At 70.4% G+C, this 25,588-nt stretch carries 21 protein-coding genes; 13 read left to right on the forward strand and 8 right to left on the reverse strand.

Annotated elements, in window-relative coordinates; translation table 11 throughout:
- The first annotated feature begins 21 nt into the window (after positions 1-21).
- From pgeF to IAG42_RS26250, 5 genes are all read left to right on the forward strand, one after another.
- A complete protein-coding gene (gene pgeF / locus IAG42_RS26230) occupies positions 22-753 on the forward strand; it encodes a peptidoglycan editing factor PgeF (protein ID WP_188339416.1) in 732 nt (243 codons plus the stop codon).
- A gap of 6 nt (positions 754-759) precedes the next feature.
- Positions 760-1,506 (forward strand): YggS family pyridoxal phosphate-dependent enzyme, encoded by a 747-nt coding sequence (locus tag IAG42_RS26235; RefSeq protein ID WP_188339417.1) that lies wholly within the window; start codon positions 760-762, stop codon positions 1,504-1,506.
- 132 nt (positions 1,507-1,638) lie between these two features.
- Positions 1,639-2,280, forward strand: coding sequence for a cell division protein SepF (locus IAG42_RS26240; protein ID WP_188339418.1), 642 nt, complete (start codon positions 1,639-1,641; stop codon positions 2,278-2,280).
- A 75-nt stretch (positions 2,281-2,355) separates the two neighbouring features.
- Positions 2,356-2,640: a YggT family protein gene (locus IAG42_RS26245; protein ID WP_188339419.1), complete on the forward strand. Its 285-nt coding sequence runs from the start codon at positions 2,356-2,358 to the stop codon at positions 2,638-2,640.
- A gap of 55 nt (positions 2,641-2,695) precedes the next feature.
- Positions 2,696-3,880 carry a DivIVA domain-containing protein gene (locus tag IAG42_RS26250; RefSeq protein ID WP_188339420.1) on the forward strand — a complete coding sequence of 395 codons (1,185 nt, stop codon included), beginning with the start codon at positions 2,696-2,698 and terminating at the stop codon, positions 3,878-3,880.
- 196 nt (positions 3,881-4,076) lie between these two features.
- Here the strand turns inward: IAG42_RS26250 and ileS are convergent, their stop codons facing one another.
- Complete coding sequence (gene ileS, locus IAG42_RS26255) at positions 4,077-7,214, reverse strand: isoleucine--tRNA ligase (RefSeq protein ID WP_188339421.1); 3,138 nt, start codon at positions 7,212-7,214, stop codon at positions 4,077-4,079.
- A gap of 381 nt (positions 7,215-7,595) precedes the next feature.
- Positions 7,596-7,787 carry a DUF1059 domain-containing protein gene (locus IAG42_RS26260; protein WP_188339422.1) on the reverse strand — a complete coding sequence of 64 codons (192 nt, stop codon included), beginning with the start codon at positions 7,785-7,787 and terminating at the stop codon, positions 7,596-7,598.
- A gap of 285 nt (positions 7,788-8,072) precedes the next feature.
- On the opposite strand from IAG42_RS26260, the gene IAG42_RS26265 reads away from it, so the two are divergent.
- The 6 genes from IAG42_RS26265 (at position 8,073) to IAG42_RS26290 (ending at position 13,482) form a co-directional block, all read left to right on the forward strand.
- Complete coding sequence (locus tag IAG42_RS26265) at positions 8,073-9,011, forward strand: TraR/DksA family transcriptional regulator (protein WP_188339423.1); 939 nt, start codon at positions 8,073-8,075, stop codon at positions 9,009-9,011.
- A 63-nt stretch (positions 9,012-9,074) separates the two neighbouring features.
- Positions 9,075-9,698 (forward strand): signal peptidase II, encoded by a 624-nt coding sequence (lspA, locus tag IAG42_RS26270; protein WP_188339424.1) that lies wholly within the window; start codon positions 9,075-9,077, stop codon positions 9,696-9,698.
- Positions 9,699-9,772: 74 nt separating this feature from the next.
- Positions 9,773-10,714 (forward strand): RluA family pseudouridine synthase, encoded by a 942-nt coding sequence (locus IAG42_RS26275; RefSeq protein WP_188339425.1) that lies wholly within the window; start codon positions 9,773-9,775, stop codon positions 10,712-10,714.
- On the forward strand, positions 10,711-11,178 hold the full coding sequence (locus IAG42_RS26280; RefSeq protein WP_188339426.1) for a GNAT family N-acetyltransferase: 468 nt from the start codon (positions 10,711-10,713) through the stop codon (positions 11,176-11,178). The genes IAG42_RS26275 and IAG42_RS26280 overlap by 4 nt, the downstream gene beginning before the upstream one ends.
- An 85-nt stretch (positions 11,179-11,263) precedes the next feature.
- Positions 11,264-12,850, forward strand: coding sequence for a Na+/H+ antiporter (locus IAG42_RS26285; protein WP_188339427.1), 1,587 nt, complete (start codon positions 11,264-11,266; stop codon positions 12,848-12,850).
- A 62-nt stretch (positions 12,851-12,912) separates the two neighbouring features.
- Positions 12,913-13,482: a dienelactone hydrolase family protein gene (locus tag IAG42_RS26290; protein ID WP_188339428.1), complete on the forward strand. Its 570-nt coding sequence runs from the start codon at positions 12,913-12,915 to the stop codon at positions 13,480-13,482.
- A 14-nt stretch (positions 13,483-13,496) separates the two neighbouring features.
- Here the strand turns inward: IAG42_RS26290 and IAG42_RS26295 are convergent, their stop codons facing one another.
- The 5 genes from IAG42_RS26295 to IAG42_RS26315 form a co-directional block, all read right to left on the reverse strand.
- Positions 13,497-14,513: a zinc metalloprotease gene (locus IAG42_RS26295; protein ID WP_223206167.1), complete on the reverse strand. Its 1,017-nt coding sequence runs from the start codon at positions 14,511-14,513 to the stop codon at positions 13,497-13,499.
- 331 nt (positions 14,514-14,844) lie between these two features.
- Positions 14,845-16,521 carry an alkaline phosphatase D family protein gene (locus IAG42_RS26300; protein WP_223206168.1) on the reverse strand — a complete coding sequence of 559 codons (1,677 nt, stop codon included), beginning with the start codon at positions 16,519-16,521 and terminating at the stop codon, positions 14,845-14,847.
- A gap of 129 nt (positions 16,522-16,650) precedes the next feature.
- Entirely contained in the window at positions 16,651-17,469 is an 819-nt protein-coding gene (locus tag IAG42_RS26305) for a thioredoxin domain-containing protein (RefSeq protein WP_188339429.1), read from the reverse strand.
- 54 nt (positions 17,470-17,523) lie between these two features.
- Complete coding sequence (locus IAG42_RS26310) at positions 17,524-18,216, reverse strand: hypothetical protein (RefSeq protein WP_188339430.1); 693 nt, start codon at positions 18,214-18,216, stop codon at positions 17,524-17,526.
- A gap of 84 nt (positions 18,217-18,300) precedes the next feature.
- The gene (locus IAG42_RS26315; protein ID WP_188339431.1) at positions 18,301-19,632 is read right to left on the reverse strand and encodes a DUF2252 domain-containing protein; all 1,332 of its coding nucleotides are present in this window, start codon (positions 19,630-19,632) and stop codon (positions 18,301-18,303) included.
- 201 nt (positions 19,633-19,833) lie between these two features.
- On the opposite strand from IAG42_RS26315, the gene dnaE reads away from it, so the two are divergent.
- The gene (gene dnaE / locus IAG42_RS26320; RefSeq protein ID WP_188339432.1) at positions 19,834-23,373 is read left to right on the forward strand and encodes a DNA polymerase III subunit alpha; all 3,540 of its coding nucleotides are present in this window, start codon (positions 19,834-19,836) and stop codon (positions 23,371-23,373) included.
- Between the two features lie 75 nt (positions 23,374-23,448).
- Here the strand turns inward: dnaE and IAG42_RS26325 are convergent, their stop codons facing one another.
- Positions 23,449-23,619 (reverse strand): hypothetical protein, encoded by a 171-nt coding sequence (locus IAG42_RS26325; RefSeq protein WP_188339433.1) that lies wholly within the window; start codon positions 23,617-23,619, stop codon positions 23,449-23,451.
- 234 nt (positions 23,620-23,853) lie between these two features.
- Here IAG42_RS26325 and IAG42_RS26330 point away from each other — a divergent pair, with 234 nt between their 5' ends.
- On the forward strand, positions 23,854-25,107 hold the full coding sequence (locus IAG42_RS26330) for an NYN domain-containing protein (protein ID WP_188339434.1): 1,254 nt from the start codon (positions 23,854-23,856) through the stop codon (positions 25,105-25,107).
- Positions 25,108-25,588 lie beyond the last annotated feature (481 nt).

Genomic DNA, 25,588 nt, shown 5'->3' on the forward strand with positions numbered 1-25,588 from the left:
CCTGATGGGGACGTCGCCGAAGTGATAGGACAGCGCGACACCGTGAGCGGCGCGCACTTCGCCTTCACCGACCGGTGGGGCGGGGTGAGCGCCGCTCCGTACGCGGAGCTCAACCTCGGCGGCGCGGTCGGCGACGACCCCGCGGCCGTCCTGCGCAACCGTGAACTGGCGGCGCGGGAACTCGGCCTCGAGCCGGGCCGGGTGGTCTGGATGAACCAGGTGCACGGGCCCGACGTCGAGGTGGTGGACGGGCCCTGGGGCCCGGACGCCGACATTCCGTGCGTCGACGCGATCGTGACCGTGCGGCGCGGGCTCGCCCTCGCCGTGCTCACCGCGGACTGCACACCCGTCCTGCTCGCCGACCCGGTCGCCGGTGTCGTTGCCGCCGCACACGCGGGGCGCCCCGGCATGATCGCCGGAGTCGTCCCCGCCGCGGTCGGCGCGATGGTGCGGCTCGGCGCGGACCCGGACCGGATCGTGGCCCGCACCGGACCCGCGGTCTGCGGGCGGTGTTACGAAGTCCCGGCCGAGATGCGCGCGGACGTCGCGGCGGTGGAACCCGCGGCGTACGCCGAGACCAGTTGGGGCACCCCGGCCGTCGACGTGACCGCCGGTGTGCACGCGCAACTGGAGCGGCTGGGGGTGCGCGACCGCGAGCAGTCGCCGGTGTGCACCCTCGAATCGCACGACCACTTCTCCTACCGCCGCGACAAGGCCACCGGCCGGCTCGCCGGCTACGTCTGGCTGGACTGATACGACATGACGGACCTTCAGGGACCTTCGGACCTCCAGGGCCGAGAGGCCGAACTCGCCTCGAACCTGGCGGCGGTGGAGGAACGTATCTCTGCCGCGTGCGCGGCCGCCGGTCGCAAGCGCGAGGACGTGACCCTGATCGTGGTCACCAAGACCTACCCCGCGAGCGACGTGCGGATCCTGTCCGGGCTCGGCGTACGGCACGTGGCCGAGAACCGCGACCAGGACGCCGCCCCCAAGGCCGCGGAATGTGCGGATCTGCCCCTCACATGGCACTTCGTCGGCCAGTTGCAGACCAACAAGGTCCGTTCCGTGGTCGGTTATGCCGGTCTGGTGCAGTCCGTCGACCGCGCGAAGCTCGTCACGGCCCTGTCCAAGGAGGCCGTGCGGGCCGAGCGCGAGCTGGGCTGTCTGATCCAGGTCGCGCTCGACGCCGAGGAGGACGGGCGCGGTGAGCGCGGCGGCGTGGGAGTGGGGGGAGTGGAGGAACTGGCCGCTCGCGTGGCCGAGGCCCCGGGGCTGCGGCTCGACGGTCTGATGACGGTCGCGCCGCTCACGGGGGCCTACGCGGGGCGGCAACAGGCGGCGTTCGAGCGGCTCATGGATTTGTCGACTCACCTGCGCGTGGCCCATCCGGCTGCGAACATGGTGTCGGCAGGGATGAGTTCGGACCTCGAAGAGGCTGTGGCGGCCGGAGCGACACATGTGCGCGTCGGTACGGCGGTCCTCGGAGTCCGACCCAGGCTCGGGTAACGTCGCCAAGAAGTCGGACCACAGCAGAAAATATGGTCATTCTCGCTGATGGGCGGGGAGATCGCGTGGATCGCGGGCACATTGGTTGACGTCAGCCTCAGCCGATCCACCACAGAGCGGAGGACTCAGAGCATGGCCGGCGCGATGCGCAAGATGGCGGTCTACCTCGGCCTCGTGGAGGACGATGGGTACGACGGCCGGGGGTTCGACCCCGACGACGACTTCGAGCCCGAGCTCGACCCCGAGCCCGAGCGTGACCGCCGACGGCACGAGCCGTCGCACTCGTCACACAACTCCCGCCCGGCAGAAGCGGACGAATCGGTACGAGTGGTGCAGGCCCCCGCGCCGCGCGAGCCGGTGCGCCAGCCCGCGTCGCTGACCGCCGATTCCGGACGTCCGGCGCGAATCGCCCCCGTGGCATCCATCACACCTGAACGTCAGAGCCTGGAGAAGAACGCACCGGTGATCATGCCCAAGGTCGTGTCCGAGCGGGAGCCGTACCGCATCACCACGCTGCACCCGCGGACCTACAACGAGGCCCGTACCATCGGGGAACACTTCCGCGAGGGCACTCCGGTGATCATGAATCTGACGGAGATGGACGACACCGACGCGAAGCGACTTGTCGACTTTGCGGCCGGTCTGGTGTTCGGTCTGCACGGGAGCATCGAGCGGGTGACTCAGAAGGTGTTCCTGTTGTCGCCTGCTAACGTCGATGTCACGGCGGAGGACAAGGCCCGCATCGCAGAGGGCGGGTTCTTCAACCAGAGCTGAGACGCAGCACTAGTTCAACGGCTAGCTATGTACTAGTCACGAGGCACGAGACACAGGGGAGAGGGAACCACCGACATGGGCGTGGTTTTGGATGTGGTCTACATCGCGCTGATGTGTTTCCTCATCGTGCTGATCTTCCGGCTGGTCATGGACTACGTCTTCCAGTTCGCCCGCTCGTGGCAACCCGGCAAGGCGATGGTGGTCGTTCTGGAGGCCACCTACACTGTCACTGATCCACCGCTCAAGCTTCTGCGGCGGTTCATTCCGCCGCTGCGTCTCGGGGGCGTGGCGCTCGACCTGTCCTTCTTCGTACTGATGATCATCGTCTACATCCTGATCTCCGTCGTGAGCCGGCTGTGAGCACGATGTCAATTACGGTCTTGCCGAATGCCGACGACAACGTTGAGGTGAAGAGATGCCGTTGACCCCCGAGGACGTGCGGAACAAGCAGTTCACGACCGTCCGCCTCCGAGAAGGCTATGACGAGGACGAGGTCGATGCCTTCCTCGATGAGGTCGAAGCCGAACTGACCCGTCTCCTTCGTGAGAACGAGGACCTGCGCGCCAAACTCGCCGCAGCCACCCGTGCCGCTGCACAGAACCAGCAGCAGGGCGGCATGCGCAAGGGCCCCGGTGGCCCCGAGGGCCAGGGCGGTCCGCAGGACCAGCAGGGTCCGCCGCAGGGTATGCGCGGTCCCGGCGCCCCCGTGCCCGCCGGCATATCGGGCCCGCCGCAGCAGCAGATGGGTGGCCCCATGGGCGGCCCCCCGCAGCTGCCGAGCGGTGCCCCGCAGCTTCCGGCCGGTCCCGGTGGCCACGGTCCGCAGGGACCTGGCCCGCAGGGTCCCGGTCCGATGGGCCAGGGCCCGGGTCCGATGGGCCAGGGTCAGCTCGGCCAGGGTCAGCTCGGTGGTCCCCAGGGACAGCTGAGCGGCCCGATGGGCGGCCCGATGGGCGGCCACGGCGGTCCCCCGCAGATGCAGCAGCCCGGCCAGGGTCCCGGTGGCGACAGCGCCGCGCGTGTCCTCTCGCTGGCCCAGCAGACCGCCGACCAGGCGATCGCCGAGGCCCGCTCCGAGGCGAACAAGATCGTCGGCGAGGCCCGCAGCCGCGCCGAGGGTCTCGAGCGTGACGCCCGTGCCAAGGCCGACGCCCTGGAGCGGGACGCGCAGGAGAAGCACCGCGTCGCGATGGGCTCCCTGGAGTCCGCTCGCGCCACGCTGGAGCGCAAGGTCGAGGACCTGCGCGGCTTCGAGCGCGAGTACCGCACGCGTCTGAAGTCCTACCTGGAGTCGCAGCTGCGTCAGCTGGAGAGCCAGGGCGACGAGTCGCTGGCCCCGCCGCGCAACCCGGCCGCCGCGTCGTTGCCGCCGTCCCCGGCGCCGTCGATGGCTCCGGCCGGTGCGGGTGCCCCGTCCTACGGTGGCAACCAGACCATGGGCGGCAACCCGCCGGCCGGTGGTCCGTCCTACGGCGGCCAGCAGCAGATGTCGCCCGCGATGACGCAGCCGATGGCGCCGGTGCGGCCGCAGGCCCCGCAGCCGATGCAGCAGGCTCCGTCGCCGATGCGCGGTTTCCTCATCGACGAGGACGACAACTAAGCGGCGCCCCGCGCGCCTGAGAAGGCGTCGGCGTTCATTCAGGCCCTGGCCCGGATCGTTTCTGCGATCCGGGCCAGGGCCTTTTCCGCTCCGCTCGGGGTGGGAGTTCATGTGTGCTCGCGCACAAAACGCCGAAGGGCCGGCCCCGCCGGATTTCTCTGGCGGGGCCGGCCCTTCGGGCTGTGCCGGGTGTGATCTACGCCTTCTTGAGGCGGAACTCCAGGCTCAGACCCTCGTCCGTGAACGGCTCGCCGTAGGTGGCGTCCGCCTCACCCGCGGAGAAGTCCGTGGCCAGGACCTCGTCCGCGATCAGGCCCGAGTGCTCGGCCAGGGCCGCGGTCACCGCCGGGTCCGTGGACGACCAGCGCAGGGCGATCCGGTCGGCGACGTCGAGGCCGCTGTTCTTGCGGGCCTCCTGGATCAGCCGGATCGCGTCACGGGCCAGGCCGGCCTGTCGCAGCTCCTCGGTGATCTCCAGGTCGAGGGCCACGGTGGCGCCGGAGTCCGAGGCCACGGACCAGCCCTCGCGCGGGGTCTCCGTGATGATGACCTCGTCCGGGGCCAGAGCGACCGTCTCGCCCTCGATCTCGACCGTCGCGGTGCCCTCGCGCAGCGCCAGGGACAGCGCGGCGGCGTCGGCGGCGGCCACGGCCTTCGCGACGTCCTGGACGCGCTTGCCGAAGCGCTTGCCGAGCGCCCGGAAGTTCGCCTTGGCCGTCGTGTCGACCAGCGAGCCGCCCACCTCGGACAGCGAGGCCAGCGAGCTGACGTTCAGCTCCTCGGTGATCTGCGCGTGCAGCTCCGGGGACAGCGCCTCGAAGCCGGACGCCGCGACGAGTGCCCGCGACAGCGGCTGACGGGTCTTGACGCCCGACTCCGCGCGCGTGGCGCGGCCCAGCTCGACGAGCCGGCGCACGAGCGCCATCTGCGTCGACAGCGTCGGGTCGATCGCCGCGGTGTCCGCCTCGGGCCACGAGGACAGGTGCACCGACTCCGGCGCGTCCGGCGTCACCGGCACGACCAGGTCCTGCCAGACCCGCTCCGTGATGAACGGCGTGAGCGGCGCCATCAGCTGAGTGACCGTCACGACCACGTCGTGCAGGGTGCGCAGCGCGGCCTTGTCGCCCTGCCAGAAGCGACGGCGCGAGCGGCGCACGTACCAGTTCGACAGGTCGTCGACGAAGGCCGACAGGAGCTTGCCGGCACGCTGGGTGTCGTACGCCTCCAGGGCCTTGGTGACCTCGTCCGTGAGCTGGTGCAGCTCGGACAGCAGCCAGCGGTCCAGGACACCGCGGTCGGCCGGGGCCGGATCCGCGGCGCTGGGCGCCCAGTTCGACGTACGGGCGTACAGGGCCTGGAAGGCCACCGTGTTCCAGTACGTGAGGAGCGTCTTGCGGACGACCTCCTGGATGGTGCCGTGGCCGACGCGGCGCGCCGCCCACGGGGAGCCGCCGGCGGCCATGAACCAGCGTACGGCGTCCGCGCCGTGCTGGTCCATCAGCGGGATCGGCTGCAGGATGTTCCCCAGGTGCTTGGACATCTTGCGGCCGTCCTCGGCCAGGATGTGGCCGAGGCACACGACGTTCTCGTAGGAGGACTTGTCGAAGACCAGGGTGCCGACGGCCATCAGCGTGTAGAACCAGCCACGGGTCTGGTCGATGGCCTCGGAGATGAACTGGGCCGGGTACCGGCTCTCGAACAGCTCCTTGTTCTTGTACGGGTAGCCCCACTGCGCGAACGGCATCGAGCCCGAGTCGTACCAGGCGTCGATCACCTCGGGCACGCGCACCGCGTCGAGGGAGCAGCCCTCGGTGGTGCAGGTGAAGGTGACGTCGTCGATGTACGGGCGGTGCGGGTCGAGCGAGGACTGGTCGGTGCCGGTCAGCTCGGAGAGCTCCGCGCGGGAGCCGACGCAGGTGAGGTGGCCCTCCTCGCAGCGCCAGATGGGCAGCGGGGTGCCCCAGTAGCGGTTGCGGGACAGCGCCCAGTCGATGTTGTTGCTCAGCCAGTCGCCGAAGCGGCCGTGCTTGACCGTGTCAGGGAACCAGTTCGTCTTCTCGTTCTCCTCGAGAAGGCGGTCCTTGACGGCCGTCGTCCTGATGTACCAGGACGGCTGCGCGTAGTAGAGCAGCGCCGTGTGGCAGCGCCAGCAGTGTGGGTAGCTGTGCTCGTACGGGACGTGCAGGAACAGCAGGCCGCGCGCGTCCAGGTCCGCGGTGAGCGCCTCGTCGGCCTTCTTGAAGAAGACGCCGCCGACCAGCGGGACGTCGGCCGCGAAGGTGCCGTCGGGCTGCACCGGGTTGACCACCGGCAGTCCGTACGCGCGGCAGACCTTGAGGTCGTCCTCACCGAACGCGGGGGACTGGTGGACCAGACCCGTACCGTCCTCGGTCGTCACGTACTCGGCGTTGACCACATAGTGGGCTTCCGCCGGGAACTCCACGAGCTCGAACGGACGTTGGTACTTCCAGCGCTCCATCTCCGCGCCGGTGAAGGACTCGCCGGTCGTCTCCCAGCCCTCGCCGAGCGCCTTGGCGAGGAGCGGCTCGGCGACGACGAGCTTCTCCTCGCCGTTCGTCGCCACGACGTAGCGGACCTCGGGGTGCGCGGCGACCGCCGTGTTGGACACCAGGGTCCAGGGGGTCGTCGTCCAGACCAGGAGCGAGGCCTGGCCGGCCAGCGGACCGGAGGTGAGGGGGAAACGGACGTAGACCGACGGGTCCACGACCGTCTCGTAGCCCTGCGCGAGCTCGTGGTCCGACAGGCCCGTGCCGCAGCGCGGGCACCAGGGGGCGACGCGGTGGTCCTGGACCAGCAGGCCCTTGTTGAAGATCTCCTTCAGCGACCACCAGACGGACTCGACGTACTCCGGGTCCATCGTCCGGTACGCGTCGTCGAGGTCGACCCAGTAACCCATGCGGGTCGTCAGCTCGGTGAAGGCGTCGGTGTGCCGGGTCACGGACTCGCGGCACTTCGCGTTGAACTCCGCGATGCCGTACGCCTCGATGTCCTTCTTGCCGCTGAAGCCGAGCTCCTTCTCGACCGCCAGCTCCACCGGGAGGCCGTGGCAGTCCCAGCCCGCCTTGCGCCCCACGTGGTAGCCGCGCATCGTGCGGAAGCGGGGGAAGACGTCCTTGAAGACGCGGGCCTCGATGTGGTGGGCGCCCGGCATGCCGTTGGCCGTGGGCGGGCCCTCGTAGAACACCCACTCGGGGCGCCCTTCGGACTGCTCCAGGGTCTTGGCGAAGATCTTCTGCTCGCGCCAGAAGTCGAGCACGGCGTGCTCGAGGGCGGGCAGGTCGACCTGGGCGGGCACCTGGCGGTACTGCGTCATCAGTCTTCCTCCGGCGGACGTGCTTCTCTCCGTCGGAGGGACGAGAGCCTGTGTGCTGTACGCCGTGTGCGGCGCGCTCCCGCGGTACCACCCTCCTTGGCCCGCTGCGGCGCCGGTACGCGCCTCGGTGGGCCCCCTCATTGGGTTCGCGACGCCGGGTCTACCGGCCGCTGTGGTGCTGCGGCTTTCTTCCGGCGGCTCCGGGGTGATCTTCGCGTCGCGCTCGCCCCCGGGCTTCCACCGTCCCCAGGTCGCTCATGGCTGCGTACGCCGCTACTCGTCCCCATCCAAGCCTTTCGCTCCGGCCAGTGTACGGCGCCCGGGCGGGCGCGGCCGACCGGTTTCGCGGCGGGCCGGGTACGGGGACGGCAGCGGGCGGGGTCAGGCGTGCTGGGGGACCTCGTCCTTGAGCCCGCCGCGGATCATCTCCCGCAGCTCGGGGCTGTCGGTGTGGCCGTGGACGGAGGCTGCGTGCTCGGCCGCGGCCCGCACGACCTCTTCCTCCTCGCCCGAGATGGTCAGCGTGCAGTTCATCTCGCTGGGGAAGTCCCGGCAGTCGGCTACTTTGCGCATGATGATGCACCTTCTCCGCTTTTGCCACATTCTATGCCCGGGAGGTGGCGAGGGAGAGGTGCGGGGCGACGGTCCTGCCGGGGCCGGCCGCGGGGGAGCGGGGTGACCCGAACGGCGTCCTGGGGCGCGGCGCGCGGAGCGGCGGATTACCGGGCGGGGAGCTGGGCACAACGGTTTCGAGCCACGGCGCGACGGGTGCCCGTCCCGTTGCCGCGGGCCCCGAGTCGATTTATCGTCCCAGCACGATTCGCGTGCAAGATCACAAATTGTGAAGGGGCCGCGGCCATGGTGGCGAAGAAGACCGCCGTTCAGCAGTCTGCGACCGGCAGATCCACGGGCACCGGCAAGGCGGGCACGGGCAAGGAGGCCACCGGTAAGGCGGTGAAGTCCACGTCCCGGAAGACCGCGGCCTCGGCGCCCGACGCCGCCACACCGAAGGAGACCGCCACCGGCAAGAAGTCCGCCGCCGTGAAGAGCGCGGCCAAGGGGGCGGATGCCCAGAAGGCCACCACGAAGAAGGCCACGACCACGAAGGCCACCACCAAGAAGGCCGCTGCCAAGAAGGCGACCACAGGTGCCTCGGGCGCCCCGGAGGGGAAACGTACGACGAAGAAGGCGGCGGCGAAGAAGACAACGGCCAAGGCGGCGGCGAAGAAGGCCGGCGTCGCCGTGGGACGCAAGGGCGCGAAGAAGACGGCCGAGGACGCGGACGAGACCGCGAGGACGACGGGAGCCACGACAGTGGTTGCGAAGAAGACTCAGGGCACGGCCACGGCGGCGCAGCAGCCCGGCGCGGTTCCCAAGGCGAGGGGCACCGCCGTCGAACCCGGCGAGCTGGCCGTACGGCCGGGCGAGGACCCCTGGACCCCGGACGAGGTCGCCGAGGCGCGTGCCGAGCTGCAGAGCGAGGCACTGCGGCTCGGCAGCGAGATCGCCGCGGCCGAGGAGGGCCTGGCCGGCCTGATGCGGGACTCCGGCGACGGCGCGGGCGACGACGACGCCGACACCGGCACGAAGAACATCACGCGCGAGCACGAGATGGCCCTGGCGGCCAACGCGCGCGAGATGCTGGAGCAGACCGAGCACGCCCTGCAGCGCCTGGACGCCGGCACCTACGGGCTCTGCGAGAACTGCGGCAACCCGATCGGCAAGGCCCGGATGCAGGCCTTCCCCCGGGCGACCCTGTGTGTGGAGTGCAAGCAGAAGCAGGAGCGCCGCTACTGAACCGCTCCCGAGGTGCGTGACGTACTCTCGTCCTCAGTCAGGTACCTAGGTCGAGGGACTCACGTGGCAGAGGCGGAGCGCATCATCGGTACGCCGGATTCTTCCGAGGCAGGGGCGGCCGAGCCGGACAAGGCCGACGAGGCCGCCGCTCAGGATCCGCAGGAGGCTCCGGAGCAGGAGACGACCGCCGAGCGGCCCAGGGGCGCGCGGCGCATCGCCGTGCTGTTCGCCGTGGCCGCGCTGGCGTACGCCCTCGACCTGGTCAGCAAGCTGATCGTGGTCGCGAAGCTGGAGCACCGGGAGTCCATCCAGATCCTCGGCGACTGGCTCCAGCTCGAGGTCATCCGCAACCCGGGCGCGGCCTGGGGCGTCGGCGAGGCCTTCACGATCATCTTCACCGTGATCGCGGCGGCCGTGATCGTCGTCATCGTGCGGCTCGCCAGGAAGCTCTACAGCCTGCCGTGGGCGATCGCGCTCGGCCTGCTCCTGGGCGGTGCGCTCGGCAATCTCACCGACCGGATCTTCCGCGCCCCCGGCGTCTTCGAGGGCGCCGTGGTCGACTTCATCGCGCCGAAGAACTACCCGGTGTTCAATCTCGCCGACTCCGCCATCGTGTGCGGCGGCATCCTGATCGTGCTGCTCTCGTTCCGCGGCATCGACCCCGACGGGACCGTGCACAAGGACTGAGCCGAGGGCCCCGCCCGGACCCGGGCCGGGGCCTCGCGGTCGGGAGTGCCGGCGCGCTCCGGCATACTCGATGCGTGAGCACGATTCCCGAGATCCGAACCCTGCCCGTGCCCGACGGCCTGGAGGGCGAGCGCGTCGACGCCGCCATCTCCCGCATGTTCGGCTTCTCCCGCACCAAGGCCGCCGAGCTCGCCGCCGCCGGGAAGGTCACGGTCGACGGGTCGGTCGTGGGCAAGTCCGAGCGGGTGCACGGCGGGGCCTGGCTCGAGGTCGAGATGCCGCAGGCGGCCGCGCCGGTGCAGATCGTCGCCGAGCCCGTCGAGGGCATGGAGATCGTCTACGACGACGACGACATCGTGGTGATCGTGAAGCCGGTGGGCGTCGCCGCCCACCCGAGCCCGGGCTGGACCGGCACGACCGTGATCGGCGGCCTCGCCGCCGCCGGGTACCGGATCTCCACCTCCGGCGCCGCCGAGCGCCAGGGCATCGTGCACCGCCTCGACGTGGGCACCTCGGGCCTGATGGTCGTCGCCAAGTCCGAGCGGGCGTACACCTCGCTCAAGCGCCAGTTCAAGGAGCGGATCCCGGACAAGCGCTACCACGCGCTCGTGCAGGGCCACCCCGACCCGATGAGCGGCACCATCGACGCCCCCATCGGCCGCCACCCGAACCACGACTACAAGTGGGCGGTCATCGCCGAGGGCAAGCCGTCGGTGACGCACTACGACCTGATCGAGGCGTTCCGCTCCGCGTCGCTGCTCGACATCAAGCTGGAGACGGGCCGCACCCACCAGATCCGCGTGCACATGTCCGCGCACCGGCACCCCTGCGTCGGCGACCTCACCTACGGCGCCGACCCCACGCTCGCCAAGCGCCTCGGCGTCTCGCGCCAGTGGCTGCACGCGGTGCGGCTCGGCTTCGAGCACCCCTCGGACGGCCGCTGGGTCGAGTTCGAGAGCGCCTACCCCGAGGACCTGCAGACCGCGCTCGACCGGGTGAGGGAAGAGAGCTCGTGAGCGGCTTCGGCGTCCGCGTCGCGCTGTCCGAGGCGGACCGGGAGTCCTGCTTCGCCGTGCGCCGGGACGTGTTCGTCGCCGAGCAGGGCGTGCCCGAGGAGCTGGAGTACGACACGTACGACGCGGGCGCGGTGCACGTGCTCGCGGTGCGGGCGGACGGGGTGCCGCTGGGCACGGGCCGGCTGCTGACCGGCGAGGCCGCCGCGGTGAAGAACGGGGGCGCGGCGGACGTCGGCGCCCTCGGCCGGCTCGCCGTGACCAAGGCCGCGCGCGGGCTCGGCGTGGGCGCGGCGCTGGTGCGCGCCATCGAGGACGCGGCCCGCGAGCGGGGCCTCGCGGCGGTGGACCTGCACGCGCAGACCCACGCCCTGGGCTTCTACGAGCGGCTCGGCTACGAGGTGTACGGGCCGGAGTTCCCCGACGCGGGGATCCCGCACCGGGCGATGCGCAAGCCGCTCGACTGAGGCCCCCTCGTGTCCGGTTCGACCGGATACGCGTGGCACCCTTGAGGCCTGACATCCTTGATCGTCGAGCCTGGTCGGAGCCCCCGTGGATCAATTGGCCCTGCTGTTCGCGCTGTTGCTCGGGGCCGTCCTGAGCGTTCCGCTCGGGGACCGGCTCGGACTGCCCTCGCCGGTCCTGATGACCCTGCTCGGCCTCGTGCTCGCCCTGATCAGCGCCGTGCCCAATGTCGACATCTCGCCCGACCTGATCCTGCCGATCGTGCTGCCGCCGCTCCTGTACGCGGCCGTGCACCGCACCTCCTGGCGCCAGTTCGCGGCCAACAGAAGACCGATCTTCCTGCTGGCCGTCGCCCTGGTCTTCGTCACGACGGCCGCGGTCGCCTTCGTCGCGAACGCGGTCGTGCCCGGGCTGCCCATGGCCGCCGCCGTCGCGCTCGGCGCGCTGGTGGCGCCGCCCGACCCGGTCGCCGCGACCGCCGTCGCCGGCCAACTGGGGCTGCCCCGCCGCATGGTGTCGATCCTGGAGGGCGAGGGCCTGTTCAACGACGTGACCGCGATCGTGCTCTACCACGTCGCGATCGCCGCCGCCGTGAGCGGCACCTTCTCGTTCCCAGAGGCCGCGCTCACCCTCGTGCTGTCCGCCGTCGTCGCCGTCGCCGTCGGCTTCGGGCTCGCCTGGACCGCCAACAAGCTCATGGACTACCTCGGCGACGCCACCCTCCAGGTCGGCCTGACCCTCCTCGTGCCGTACGCCTCGTACGTGCTGGCCGAGGAGCTGCACGGCTCGGGGGTGCTCGCCGTCGTCACCACCGCCATGTTCATGGTCGAGCACGCCTTCGACGCGGACGACGTCATGACCCGGCTCACCGGCCGCGCCTTCTGGGACGTCGTCGACACCCTCGTCACCGGCGTCGCCTTCGGCCTCATCGGCCTGGAGGTGCACAACGTCGTCCGCACGGCCGAGGGGCACTGGACCGAGATGCTCGGCTGGTCGGGCGCCGTCGTGGGCGTCGTCATCGTCGTACGGCTGCTGTGGCTGCTGCCCATGACCTGGGTGACGCAGCGGCTGCACGCGCGGCGCGACGTGGAGGAGGACATCCCGGTCAGCTGGCGCGAGACCGTCGTCATGTGGTGGTCGGGGATGCGCGGCGTGGCCTCCGTCGCCCTCGCCCTCGCCATTCCGCTCACCATGGACGACGGCTCCCCCTTCCCGGCCCGCGACGAGATCGTCTTCATCGCCTTCGGGGTCATCATGGCCACGCTCGTGCTCCAGGGCCTGAGCCTGCCCTGGCTGGTGCGGAAGCTGAAGGTGACGGCCGACACCGAGGCCGAGCAGTCCTACGAGCGCGATCTCGCCCTGCGCGCCGCGCGGGCCGCCAAGGCGCGGCTCAAGGAGATCGAGGAGGTCGAGGACCTTCCCGAGGACGTGCAGGAGCAGCTGCTGCGCCGCGCCTACGACATCGGCCTGCGCATCAACCCGGAGCTGGGCGCCGAGGAGCGCCGCGAGGCCCAGGCCAAACGGTTCGCCAGGCTCAAGCGCATCCGGCACATCCAGAACGAGATGATGTCGGCCGCGCGCCACGAGATCCTCGCCGCGCGCAGCGAGCCCGGCGCCGACCCCGAGATCGTCGACCGCGTCCTGCGCCACCTCGACGTCCGCAGCCTGCGCTAGGTCGTGTCCGGGGGACCTGGCGCGGTGCTCACGGCCTCGCGGGGCCTGGCACCATGGGGCTCATGAACATCATGCTTTTCCACTCGACGTACGGTCTGCGCCCCGCCGTGACGGCCGCGGCCGACCGGCTGCGGGCCGCCGGACACGAGGTGTGGACCCCGGACCTCTTCGACGGCCGCACCTTCGACACCGTCGAGGAGGGCATGGAGTACAAGGAGGAGGTCGGCAAGGACGAGCTGCTCCGGCGGGCCGTCCTCGCGGCCGCGCCCTACTCGGAGCGGGGCCTGGTCTACGCCGGCTTCTCGCTGGGCGCCGCCACGGCCCAGACGCTGGCCCTCGGCGACGACAAGGCCAAGGGGCTGCTGCTCCTGCACGGCACCTCGGACATCGCGGAGACCGCGTCGGTGGACGAGCTGCCGGTGCAGCTGCACGTCGCCTCGCCCGACGTCTTCGAGACCGACGACTGGCTGAACACCTGGTACCTGCAGATGGGCAAGGTGGGTGCCGACGTCGAGATCTACCGCTACCCGGGCGCCGGCCACCTCTTCACCGACCCCGAGCTGCCGGACTACGACGAGGAGGCCGCCGAGGCCACCTGGCGGGTGGCACTCGGCTTCCTGGACTCCCTCTAGAGGTCCTGCGGCGGTCAGCCGGCCCGGTAGGCGGTCCAGCTGTCCTTCATGCGGGTCACCTGGCCCGCGGTGAACTGGGTCATGCAGGAGTCGTACGTGTAGTCCATGAAGTTGTGGATCGGGTCGACTCCGGTCTTGCTGGCGCAGGAGTCGCGCCCGGTCGGGCACTCGTAGGCCGGGCTCTTCTCGGCCGGGGTGTCGGCCACGTAGTCGCCGTTGCCGTTACAGCCGCCCTGGAAGGTGTGGTACAGCCCCATCCAGTGGCCGACCTCGTGGGTGCCGGTGTCGCCCTCGTTGTAGTTGGTGGCGGAGCCGCCCGGCAGCGAGCTGTCGAGGATGACCACGCCGTCGTCGGACGGGTTCGACTTGTACGAGGACGGGAACGTCGCCCAGCCGAGCAGGCCGCCGCCCAGGTTCGCCGTGTAGAAGTTCAGCGCGTTCGCGCCGCCCTTGCGCAGCGTCGACTTCATGGACTTCTCGGCGGTCGAGCCCGGCGAGACGCCGTTGTACCAGGAGGCGTTGTCCGTGTAGTCGGTGCCGGCCAGCTGGAACTGGAAGCCCGAGTCGTTGTTGCCCGAACCCTGCCCGGCGTAGGCGGCGTTCAGGACGCTGATCTGGTTGGCGATCGACGTCGAGGACAGCTTGCCGGTCGTGCCGTCGTGGATGACGTGGACGTAGACCGGGATCGTGGTCGAGGCGGTCAGGCTCAGACCGCGCCCGAGCGAGCCGTCGGCGCGCATCTTGTCGAGTCTCTTCTGCAGCGCCGCGTCCATGGACTTGGCCTGCGCCGCGCTCAGCTCGTTGGGCTCGGCGGCGTGCGAGGAGCCGTTGGGCGCCTTCTCACGGGCGAGCGCGTTCGTGTCCGTCGCGCACTTCTCGGCGGAGGCACCCGCCTGCGTGGTCTTGGCGGCGGCGCTGCCCGAGGGGGCGGAGAGCGGGACCAGGGCCAGGGTTCCGGCCATCACCGCGGTGCCGAGCAGGCGGCGGCGAAGGCGCGGGGATATGCGGGCCGATGGGGCGTGAGGGGTCATTGCGGGGGCTCCTCGCGGACACGGGCGGGAGGGACTTCCTCGCCGCCGCGGGGAGATTACGTGGCCATGTCATCCCGGGAAGAGCGGGTAACTGGCCGCATTGATCGCGGACATGTGCCCGGCAAATGGGGACAACAAGGAGAAGAAATTCGGCGGGTGTCCGGAGTTTGAGACACCGCCGTAACGATCAGGGTCACCGAGGTGGGCGGTGTGTCCGTATTCGGGCCCGCGCCCGATCACGTCCGCACCACCCACCGTGAACGGCGACACCTGCTCTTAACACGCGCGCCGGTGGCCGGAATTCAGCGCACAGGTATCCGGCAGGTGACCGTCACCGTACGGGCGCGTCGGCCCGGACGACCTTCTGCGTGCCGCTGAGCGTGCGGTACGAGCGGGTCCACTCGGTCGTCGCGTTCCGGTCCGCCCGGTCCGAGATCACGTAGTAGTCCATCTGGGTCCGCTCGGCCGTGAGGTCCAGGACGCCGTAGCCGTGGGAGTCCATGTCCACCCACTTCACATGGCGGTTGGCGGCCTTGATCGCGGTCTCGGCGACGACGGACAGCGTGTTCGGCGCGACGTGCAGGGTGTCGTCGAGGTTGTCGGAGGTGACCGACGTGACGACGAACTCGGTGGCCGCGGACGGCGACAGCGGGTACGTGGCGGCGGTGACCGGCACGTCGTTGGCCCAGGCCATGTGGATGTCGCCGGTCAGGAAGACCGTGTCGCGGATCCCCTGCTCGCGCAGGTGCGTGATCAGCTCCTTGCGATCGTGCGTGTAGCCGTCCCACTGGTCGACGTTGACGGCCAGGCCCTCGGTGGGCAGACCCAGCAACTCGGCGAGCGGGCCCAGCAGGTGGGCGGGCAGCGAGCCGAAGGCGACCGGCGAGATCATCACCGAGGTGCCGACCAGCTTCCAGCGGGCGTCGGACGCGGAGAGACCCGCCTTCAGCCAGTCCAGCTGGGCGCGGCCGGTGATCGAGCGGTCCGCGGAGTCCACGTCGCCGTTGCCCACGCTCGACTGCTGGGAGCGGAACGAGCGCAGGTCGAGCAGGTGCAGATCGGCCAGCTTGCCGAACCGCAGCCGGCGGTAGACCGTTCCCGCCGTCGAGGCGCGGACCGGCATCCACTCGAAGTAGGCCTGCTTCGCGGCCTGCTGACGGGCCGCCCAGTCGCCCTCGGCGCCCGGCGTGTGGTTCTCGGCGCCGCCCGACCACGCGTCGTTGGCGAACTCGTGGTCGTCCCAGATCGCGACCAGCGGGTGCGCGGTGTGCATCGCCTGCACGTCCGGGTCGGTCTTCGTCGTCGCGTGCCGGAGCCGGTAGTCGGCCAGCGAGACGATCTCGTGCGCCGGCTGGTGCGGCCGCACCGTGTAGTCGGCCGCCGGGTACTCGCCGGTCTTGTACTCGTAGATGTAGTCGCCGAGATGGAAGACCGCGTCCAGGTCGGTGCGGGCGGCGAGGTGCCGGTACGCCGAGTAGTAGCCGGCCTCCCAGTTGGCGCAGGACACCACGCCGAAGCGCAGGCCCGGGGCGGCGGCGTCGGTGGCCGGGGCGGTGCGGGTGCGGCCGGTGGGGGAGTGGACGCCGTCCGCCGAGAAGCGGTAGTGGTACGTGCTCGCCGGGCGCAGGCCCCGCACGTCGGCCTTCACCGTGTGGTCGGTGGCCGCGCTCGCGGTGGCCGTCCCCCGGCCCACCACCGTGCGGAACGCCTTGTCCTCGGCGATCTCCCAACTCACCTGGACGTCCGGGCCCTTGCCGGAGCCGGGCGTCGCCTCGGCGCTCGGGGTCACCCGGGTCCACAGCAGGATGCCGTCGGGGAGCGGGTCGCCGGACGCGACGCCGTGCAGGAAGGCCGGCGCCTCGGCGGCGTGTGCGCTCGTGGCGGCGGCGAGCGGGGCGGCGAGCACGGCGCCGGCGGCCGCGGCCTTGACGACCGTGCGGCGGCTCGGGGTGCGGTCCGTGGCGGTACGGTCCGCGGGTCTGCGATCTGAAGGTATGCGACTGGTCACGGGCGATCACATTACTCATCAGTACGCACGAAGAGCGGGCGAACCCGAAAGAGTTCGCCCGCTCTTCGCCCAGAGGTCAGGCCCAGCGGTCAGGCCCGACGGCCGGGCCCGGTCGTCAGGCCGGGAGGGTCAGGCCTTGAGCGCCTTGTCGATCGCCGCGTTGAACTCGGCCACCGTCATCGGAGCGTTCTGGCCGTCGGAGCCGGTGATCTTCTTGCCGTCCATGATGAGCGAGGGGGTGCCCTGGACGCCGTCCTTGTTCTTGTCGAACAGGGTGGACATCTCCAGCGCCCACTTGTCGAAGGTGCCGTCGTTGACGTCCTTCTGGAAGGCCTTGTTGTCCTTCAGTTCGGGAACGGTGTTCGCGATCTTGATCAGGTACGCGTCGTCCGCGAACTTGTCGTCCGTCTCCTCCGGGTGGAACTTCTTGGAGTAGAGCGCTTCCTTGTAGTCGATGAAGGCGTCCTGGCTCACGTTCAGGGCCGAACCGAGCGCGCTCAGCGCGTTCTTGGAGCCCTCGCCCTGGAGGTTGGTGTCGAGGAAGGTCGCACCGATGTACTGGATGTTGTACTTGCCGGCATCGAGGTCCTTCTTCACGGTCGGGCCGACCGTCTGTTCGAAGGAGGCGCAGACGGGGCAGCGCGAGTCCTCGTAGACCTTCAGCGTCTTCTTCGCCGACTCCTTGCCGAGGATCACGGTCGTGTTGTTCTTGCCGGAGGTGTTCTTCGGCGCGACCAGGGACGCGTCCTTGGCGGCCTCCCACTGGGTGGGCTTGTTGTTCTGCATCACCAGGTAGCCGACGCCGCCGGCGACGGCGAGGACGGCGACGATCGACGCGGCGACGATCGCCTGCCGCTTCGTCTTGTCCTTCTTGGCCTGGCGCTCGCGCTCGGCGCGCAGCCGCTCGCGGGCGGCGGACTTGGCCTGCTGGCTGTTGCGGTTGCTCATGATCGAAACTCCGTGGGTGCGTGAAAGGGAAGTACGGGGACTGTCGTGTGCCGGTCAGAAGACCGGGCACGGCGGTCCGCGCCGTCCCACGGAGTGCGCCCACAGACGTGTGCGGGCGGCCCGCACGCGCGGGGCGGGCCGGGGCTGCCGCGGCGCCCGCTCGGCGCCGGAGGCACCGGTGCGGCCCGCGGCCCACGCGATCAGCAGCGGCCGGAACGTGCCGACGGCCACCGCGCGGAGCAACTGGGCCAGCGCGTGCTCGCCCCGGCGCAGCCAGGCGGCCGCGAGGAGCCCGACGGTGACGTGCGCGCCGAGCAGCAGCCAGGAGGCCGCCGGGTCGCCGTGCGTGAGGACCGCGGTCGCGGCCCTCTCCGTGCCGCCGCCGGTCATCCGGGCGAGCGGCGAGCCGACGCTTCCGGCGCACAGCACGTCGAGACCGAAGGAGCGCAGGGGACCGGCGACCGGCCCCGCCGCGTCGCCGTAACAGACGTGCTGGCCGGTGGTGAAGACCGTGTCCGCGGCCAGCTCCAGCGGTACGAGCAGGGCCGCGATCCGGCCGAAGCCGCGCTCACGTCCGGCCAGCGCGTACGCCAGCGCGAAGACGCCGCCGGCGATCGCCGCGACCGTAGTGAGCGGCAGCGGGGCCCGGGACAGCAGGACGTGCGACGCGGCGGAGAGCGTCACGACGAGTGCCGTGAAGAGCGCCGCGCGCACGGCTCTGAGCTGGGTCCCGGATATGTCGTCCATCGCCCAGGAGTGTTTCACGGGTGGCGGTAAGCGATGGCTAAAGGGTTCCTGTGCGTTATGGAATCGCCGCCTGGGCGGCCCGGGTCAGCCCGCGAGGCCCGGGATCCGCCCGTTGCGGAACAGGTCCACGAAGATCTGGTGGTCGGCGCGCGCACGGGCGCCGTAGCTGTGCGCGAAGTCCACCAGGAGGTCGGTGAAGCCGTCCTCGTCCGCCGCGATCGCCGCGTCGATGGCCCGCTCCGTGGAGAACGGCACGAGGGACTGGCCCGACAGGTCGTCCGCCGCCGCGTGCATCGTCGCCGTCGCCCGGCCCAGGTCCGCGACGACCGCCGCGATCTCCTCCAGGTCGTCGATGTCGCCCCAGTCCAGGTCCACCGCGTACGGCGACACCTCGGCGACCAGCTGCCCCGAGCCGTCCAGCTCGGTCCAGCCCAGCCACGGGTCCGCGTGCGCCTGCAGGGCGCGCTGCGAGATCACCGTGCGGTGGCCCTCGTGCTGGAAGTAGTCGCGGATCGAGGGGTCCGTGATGTGCCGCGAGACGGCCGGCGTCTGGGCCTGCTTCATGTAGATCACGACATCGTTCTCCAGGGCGTCGCTGTTGCCCTCGAGAAGGATGTTGTACGACGGCAGGCCGGCGGAGCCGATGCCGATGCCGCGCCGCCCCACGACGTCCTTGACCCGGTACGAGTCCGGGCGGGACAGGGAGGACTCCGGCAGCGTCTCCAGGTAGCCGTCGAAGGCCGCGAGGACCTTGTAGCGCGTCGCCGCGTCCAGCTCGATGGCGCCGCCGCCGTCCGCGAAGCGCCGCTCGAAGTCGCTGATCGCCGTCATGGAGTCGAGCAGCCCGAAGCGGGTCAGCGCGCGGGCGTCGCGCAGCGCGTCCAGGAGCGGGCCCTCCGCCGTGTCCAGCGTGAACGGGGGCACCTCGTCGCTCTTCGCGCCCGTCGCCAGCGCGTGGATCCGCTCGCGGTAGGCCCCCGCGTACGTGCGCACCAGGTCGGTGATCCGCTCGTCGGAGAGCGCCTTCGAGTAGCCGATCAGCGCCACCGAGGCCGCGAACCGCTTCAGGTCCCAGGTGAACGGGCCCACGTAGGCCTCGTCGAAGTCGTTCACGTTGAAGATCAGACGCCCCGTGGCGTCCATGTACGTGCCGAAGTTCTCCGCGTGCAGGTCGCCGTGGATCCAGACCCGGCTGGTGCGGTCGTCCAGGTACGGTCCGCCGTGCTGCTCGCGCTCCACGTCGTGGTAGAAGAGGCACGCCGTCCCGCGGTAGAAGGCGAAGGCGGAGGCGGCCATCTTGCGGAACTTCACCCGGAACGCGGCGGGGTCCGCGGCGAGCAGCTCGCCGAACGCGGTGTCGAAGACGGCGAGGATCTGCTCGCCGCGCTGCTCGGCGGTGGGCTGCGGGTCCGGCATCGCGGGGTGCCTCCTGGTACGGGTGGTGCGTGGGCTCGTGCGACACGCAGGACAGGGCGTCTGCCTCGTCCAACGTCCGACCGTACTCCGGAGTGCCCGCCGGTTGTCAGTCGCCGGTCGTAGACTTCCAAGCTGTCCCCCGAGGTATCTCCGCGCTGTCTTCAGCCGGTCGCCGTGTGTTCGCCATTGGAGGCCCCAACCGTGTCAAAGCCGCCCTTCACGCACCTGCACGTCCACACCCAGTACTCGCTGCTGGACGGTGCCGCGCGGCTGAAGGACATGTTCAAGGCGTGCAACGACATGGGCATGACGCACATCGCCATGTCCGACCACGGCAACCTCCACGGGGCGTACGACTTCTTCCACACCGCCCAGAAGGCGGGCGTCACGCCGATCATCGGCATCGAGGCCTACGTGGCCCCGGAGTCCCGGCGCAACAAGCGGAAGATCCAGTGGGGCCAGCCGCACCAGAAGCGCGACGACGTCTCGGGTTCGGGTGGTTACACCCACAAGACGATCTGGGCGGCGAACAAGACGGGGCTGCACAACCTCTTCAAGCTCTCCTCGGACGCGTACGCCGAGGGCTGGCTGCAGAAGTGGCCCCGTATGGACAAGGAGACGATCTCCCAGTGGAGCGAGGGCCTCATCGCCTCCACCGGCTGCCCCTCCGGTGAGCTCCAGACCCGGCTGCGCCTCGGCCAGTACGACGAGGCCCTGAAGGCCGCCTCCGAGTACCAGGACATCTTCGGCAAGGACCGGTACTTCCTGGAGCTGATGGACCACGGCATCGAGATCGAGCGCCGGGTCCGCGACGGTCTGCTCGACATCGGCAAGAAGCTCGGCATCCCGCCCCTGGTGACGAACGACTCGCACTACACGTACGCGCACGAGGCGACCGCCCACGACGCCCTGCTGTGCATCCAGACCGGCAAGAACCTCTCGGACCCCGACCGCTTCCGCTTCGACGGCACCGGCTACTACCTGAAGTCGACCGACGAGATGTACGCCGTCGACTCCTCGGACGCCTGGCAGGAGGGCTGCCGCAACACGCTCCTGGTGGCCGAGCAGATCGACACCACCGGCATGTTCGAGAAGCGCGACCTCATGCCGAAGTTCGAGATCCCGGACGGCTTCACCGAGGTCACCTGGTTCCAGGAGGAGGTCCGCCGCGGCATGGAGCGCCGCTACCCGGGCGGCGTCCCCGAGGACCGCCAGAAGCAGGCCGAGTACGAGATGGACATCATCATCCAGATGGGGTTCCCGGGGTACTTCCTGGTCGTCGCCGACTTCATCATGTGGGCGAAGAACAACGGCATCGCGGTGGGCCCCGGCCGAGGCTCCGCGGCCGGCTCGATCGTCGCGTACGCCATGGGCATCACCGACCTCGACCCGATCACCCACGGCCTGATCTTCGAACGGTTCCTCAACCCCGAGCGCGTCTCCATGCCCGACGTCGACATCGACTTCGACGAGCGCAGGCGCGTCGAGGTGATCAGGTACGTGACCGAGAAGTACGGCGCCGACAAGGTCGCCATGATCGGCACCTACGGCAAGATCAAGGCCAAGAACGCGATCAAGGACTCCGCGCGCGTGCTCGGCTACCCGTACGCGATGGGCGACCGCCTCACCAAGGCGATGCCCGCCGACGTCCTCGGCAAGGGCATCGACCTCGACGGCATCACCAACCCCACGCACCCGCGCTACAGCGAGGCGGGCGAGATCCGCGGGATGTACGAGAACGAGCCGGACGTCAAGAAGGTCATCGACACCGCCAAGGGCGTCGAGGGCCTGGTCCGGCAGATGGGCGTGCACGCCGCCGGCGTCATCATGTCCAGCGAGCCCATCGTCGACCACGCCCCGATCTGGGTGCGGCACACCGACGGTGTCACCATCACGCAGTGGGACTACCCGCAGTGCGAGTCGCTCGGTCTGCTGAAGATGGACTTCCTCGGCCTGCGCAACCTGACGATCATGGACGACGCCGTCAAGATGGTGAAGTCCAACAAGGGCATCGACCTGGAGATGCTCTCGCTCCCGCTCGACGACCCGAAGACCTTCGAACTGCTCTGCCGCGGTGACACGCTCGGCGTCTTCCAGTTCGACGGCGGCCCCATGCGCTCCCTGCTGCGCCAGATGCAGCCCGACAACTTCGAGGACATTTCCGCCGTCTCGGCCCTGTACCGGCCGGGCCCGATGGGCATGAACTCGCACACGAACTACGCGGAGCGCAAGAACGGCCGGCAGGAGATCACGCCGATCCACCCGGAGCTCGAAGAGCCCCTGAAGGAGACGCTCGGCCTGACCTACGGCCTCATCGTGTACCAGGAGCAGGTGCAGAAGGCCGCCCAGATCATCGCCGGGTACTCGCTCGGCGAGGCCGACATCCTGCGCCGCGTGATGGGCAAGAAGAAGCCCGAGGAACTGGCCAAGAACTTCGTCCTCTTCCAGGAGGGCGCGAAGAAGAACGGCTACTCGGACGCCGCGATCCAGGCCCTGTGGGACGTGCTGGTCCCCTTCGCCGGCTACGCGTTCAACAAGGCGCACTCCTCCGCGTACGGCCTGGTCACCTACTGGACCGCGTACCTGAAGGCGAACTACCCGGCCGAGTACATGGCCGCGCTGCTCACCTCCGTGAAGGACGACAAGGACAAGTCGGCCGTCTATCTGAACGAGTGCCGGCGCATGGGCATCAAGGTGCTCCCGCCGGACGTCAACGAGTCGGTGCACAACTTCGCGGCCCAGGGCGACGACGTGATCCTCTTCGGCCTCGAAGCGGTCCGCAACGTCGGCACCAACGTGGTCGACTCGATCATCCGGGCCCGCAAGGCCAAGGGGAAGTACTCCTCGTTCCCCGACTACCTGGACAAGATCGAGGCCGCCGCCTGCAACAAGCGCACCACCGAGTCGCTCATCAAGGCCGGCGCCTTCGACAGCCTCCAGCACACGCGCAAGGGCCTCACCGCCCAGTACGAGCCGATGATCGACAACGTGGTCGCGGTCAAGCGCAAGGAGGCCGAGGGCCAGTTCGACCTCTTCGGCGGCATGGGGGAGGAGGACAGCGACGAGCCCGGCTTCGGCCTCGACGTCGAGTTCTCCACCGACGAGTGGGACAAGACGTACCTGCTCGCCCAGGAGCGCGAGATGCTCGGCCTCTACGTCTCCGACCACCCGCTGTTCGGCCTCGAGCACGTGCTGTCCGACAAGGCCGACGCGGGCATCGGCCAGCTCACCGGCGGCGACTACTCCGACGGCTCCGTCGTCACCGTCGGCGGCATCATCTCGGGCCTCCAGCGCAAGATGACCAAGCAGGGAAACGCCTGGGCGATCGCCACCGTCGAGGACCTCGCCGGCTCCATCGAGTGCATGTTCTTCCCGGCGACCTACCAGCTGGTGTCCACCCAGCTCGTCGAGGACGCCGTCGTCTTCGTCAAGGGCCGCCTCGACAAGCGCGAGGACGTGCCGCGCCTGGTCGCCATGGAGATGCAGGTCCCCGACCTGTCGAACGCGGGCACCAACGCGCCGGTGATCCTCACCATCCCCGCCCTCAAGGTGACCCCGCCGATGGTCAGCCGCCTCGGCGAGATCCTCTCCAACCACCGGGGCGACAGCGAGGTCCGCATCAAGCTCCAGGGCCCCCGCAAGACCACCGTGCTCCGGCTCGACCGGCACCGGGTCAAGCCCGACCCCGCGCTCTACGGCGACCTGAAGGTGCTGCTCGGCCCGTCCTGCCTGGCCGGCTGAGCCGCCGCACCACGCCGCGAGGGGCGCGCCCGGGTCCTCCGGGTGCGCCCCTCGCGTGTGCCGCGTGCGGCTGGATCAGTTGTGGCCGAAGCGACGCTCACGGTGCTTGCGGGCCATGTCCATCGGCGACGCCTGCTGCTGAGCCGACTTCGCCTCGGCCTCCATGGCCTGCGACCGGGACTGCTCCTGCGGCGACGACTGGGACTGCTTCTGCTGACTGCGGTTCTGCTTACGGTTCTTGGCCATGGTGATCTGCCTCCTGCGGGGGATCTAGGGGCCAGGGCCGCGTTCAGACTCACATAAGTCGACAAAGGTCGCATTTCAGGGATTCACGGTGTGTGACAGGGGATGCGGCGGCGGACCGCGCGGGTCCGCCACGCCGAAGATCCAGTTCGGGCCGTTAACCCCGGCGCGGTCGGGCAGACTCGAAGGAAACCCCAAGCGAACGCGCGGGCGTGTCGGCGAAAGAGGGTGGATCGCGTGGACCGTTGCATCGTCCTGGTGGATGCCGGATACCTGCTGGGAGCAGCCGCGAGCCTCCTCGCCGGCGAGCCCTCACGCTCCCGCATCCACGTCGACCACGCCGCACTCATCCAGGGGCTGCGCGAGCGCGCCGAGACGGAGACCGAGCGGCCCCTCCTGCGCATCTACTGGTTCGACGGCGCCCCCGACCGGGTGCCGCAGCCCGAGCACCGCAGGCTCCGCGTCATGCCCCGCGTCACGGTCCGCCTGGGCGCCCTGACCCGCAGCGACGGGCGCTGGGCGCAGAAGGGCGTCGACGCCGCCATGCACGCCGAGCTCACCGAGCTCGCCCGCAACGGCGCCTGTTCCGACGTCGTCCTCGTGACCGGCGACGGGGACCTGCTGCCCGGCATGATGGCCGCCAAGGAGCACGGCGTCGCCGTCCACCTGTGGGCCGTCCAGGCCGCCGACGGCGACTACAACCAGTCCGAGGACCTCGTCGCCGAGGCCGACGAACGGCGCGTCCTCGACCGCACCTGGATCACCAAGGCCGTCCGCGCCAAGGAACTCGGCGGGGTCTGCGCCCCGCCGCCCGTGCCGCGCCCCGAGATCGCCGCGATCCTCTCCGCGCCGCTGCCCGACTCCGCGCTGCCCTCCGCCGGGCGCCCCTCCGACGAGGCGCCCGCCGCGCCGTCCGCACCGCACGCGCCGGCCGCGCGCGCCGAGGGCGAGACGGAGGAGCGGGCCGGGCACCCCAAGGGCGTGCCGACCCCGAAGGATCTGGCGGCGCTGCGTGGGCCCGGCGCCGCGCACCCCGCTCCGCATCCCGCGAACGCGACGCTGCGCTGGTCCTCCGACAAGGGCTGGGTCGAGCGGCCCTCCGGCGGCGGCGAGCCCCCCGAGGCCGCCTCGCTGCCGACGCTGGCCCAGCTCACCACCGCCGAGCAGCGCTGGGCGGACCGTGAGGAGGACATCACGACGGTGGGCGGGGACCCGTACGAGGTGGGGCAGGTGTTCGCGCGGCGCTGGATGGGGCGGCTCGGGGATCCGGCGGCGCTCCAGAAGCTCGCCACGCTGTATCCGCGGGTGCCGCATCGGATCGACGGGGAGCTGCTGCGGTACGCGGCGCGGTTCGGGCTCCTCGCCCACAAGGACGACCAGATCGACGAGCACGACCGGTATGCGATCCGGGCCGGGTTCTGGCGGGAGGTCGACGTACGGACCGGGGCCGCCGGTCAGCAGGTCGGGGCGGGTGGCTCCGCCGGGGAGTGAGGTACCGGGCTCCTCGCCGTTGCGGGTTGTCGGTTCGTTGCCGGGTGCGGGTTCGTCGTGGCTGTTTGCGCAGTTCCCCGCGCCCCTGAAGGCACGCTTCGCGCGCCGCCAGGAGGTCGGCTGGTGGCGCCCCGCGGCGGAGCCCGTGGGGGTGTCGGCGTTGTGGGTTGTGGTCTCGTCGTCGGGTGGCGGGTGCGTTGTGGCTGTTTGCGCAGTTCCCCGCGCCCCTGAAGGCACGCTTCGCGCGCCGCCAGGAGGTCGGCTGGTGGTGCCCCGTGGCGGAGGCCGTGGGGGTGTCGGCGTTGTGGGTTGTGGTCTCGTCGTCGGGTGGCGGGTGCGTTGTGGCTGTTTGCGCAGTTCCCCGCGCCCCTGAAGGCACGCTTCGCGTGCCCCCGGGGCGCGTTTTGTCCGACCCGGGCATGAAGGCGGGGGGTGGACCCCGTACCCTCGTTGCTCGTGAATACGTGCACCAAGGTGGCTG

It is taken from the genome of Streptomyces xanthii, assembly GCF_014621695.1.
Taxonomy (GTDB): domain Bacteria; phylum Actinomycetota; class Actinomycetes; order Streptomycetales; family Streptomycetaceae; genus Streptomyces; species Streptomyces xanthii.

Bases quoted from the DNA above. Each gene is read 5' to 3' on its own strand.
- IAG42_RS26235 (WP_188339417.1), top strand. From the start codon at position 760: ATGACGGACCTTCAGGGACCTTCGGACCTCCAGGGCCGAGAGGCCGAA.
- IAG42_RS26240 (WP_188339418.1), top strand. From the start codon at position 1,639: ATGGCCGGCGCGATGCGCAAGATGGCGGTCTACCTCGGCCTCGTGGAG.
- IAG42_RS26245 (WP_188339419.1), top strand. From the start codon at position 2,356: ATGGGCGTGGTTTTGGATGTGGTCTACATCGCGCTGATGTGTTTCCTC.
- IAG42_RS26250 (WP_188339420.1), top strand. From the start codon at position 2,696: ATGCCGTTGACCCCCGAGGACGTGCGGAACAAGCAGTTCACGACCGTC.
- ileS (WP_188339421.1), bottom strand. From the start codon at position 7,214: ATGACGCAGTACCGCCAGGTGCCCGCCCAGGTCGACCTGCCCGCCCTC.
- IAG42_RS26260 (WP_188339422.1), bottom strand. From the start codon at position 7,787: ATGCGCAAAGTAGCCGACTGCCGGGACTTCCCCAGCGAGATGAACTGC.
- IAG42_RS26265 (WP_188339423.1), top strand. From the start codon at position 8,073: ATGGTGGCGAAGAAGACCGCCGTTCAGCAGTCTGCGACCGGCAGATCC.
- IAG42_RS26290 (WP_188339428.1), top strand. From the start codon at position 12,913: ATGAACATCATGCTTTTCCACTCGACGTACGGTCTGCGCCCCGCCGTG.
- IAG42_RS26295 (WP_223206167.1), bottom strand. From the start codon at position 14,513: ATGACCCCTCACGCCCCATCGGCCCGCATATCCCCGCGCCTTCGCCGC.
- IAG42_RS26305 (WP_188339429.1), bottom strand. From the start codon at position 17,469: ATGAGCAACCGCAACAGCCAGCAGGCCAAGTCCGCCGCCCGCGAGCGG.
- IAG42_RS26310 (WP_188339430.1), bottom strand. From the start codon at position 18,216: ATGGACGACATATCCGGGACCCAGCTCAGAGCCGTGCGCGCGGCGCTC.
- IAG42_RS26315 (WP_188339431.1), bottom strand. From the start codon at position 19,632: ATGCCGGACCCGCAGCCCACCGCCGAGCAGCGCGGCGAGCAGATCCTC.
- IAG42_RS26325 (WP_188339433.1), bottom strand. From the start codon at position 23,619: ATGGCCAAGAACCGTAAGCAGAACCGCAGTCAGCAGAAGCAGTCCCAG.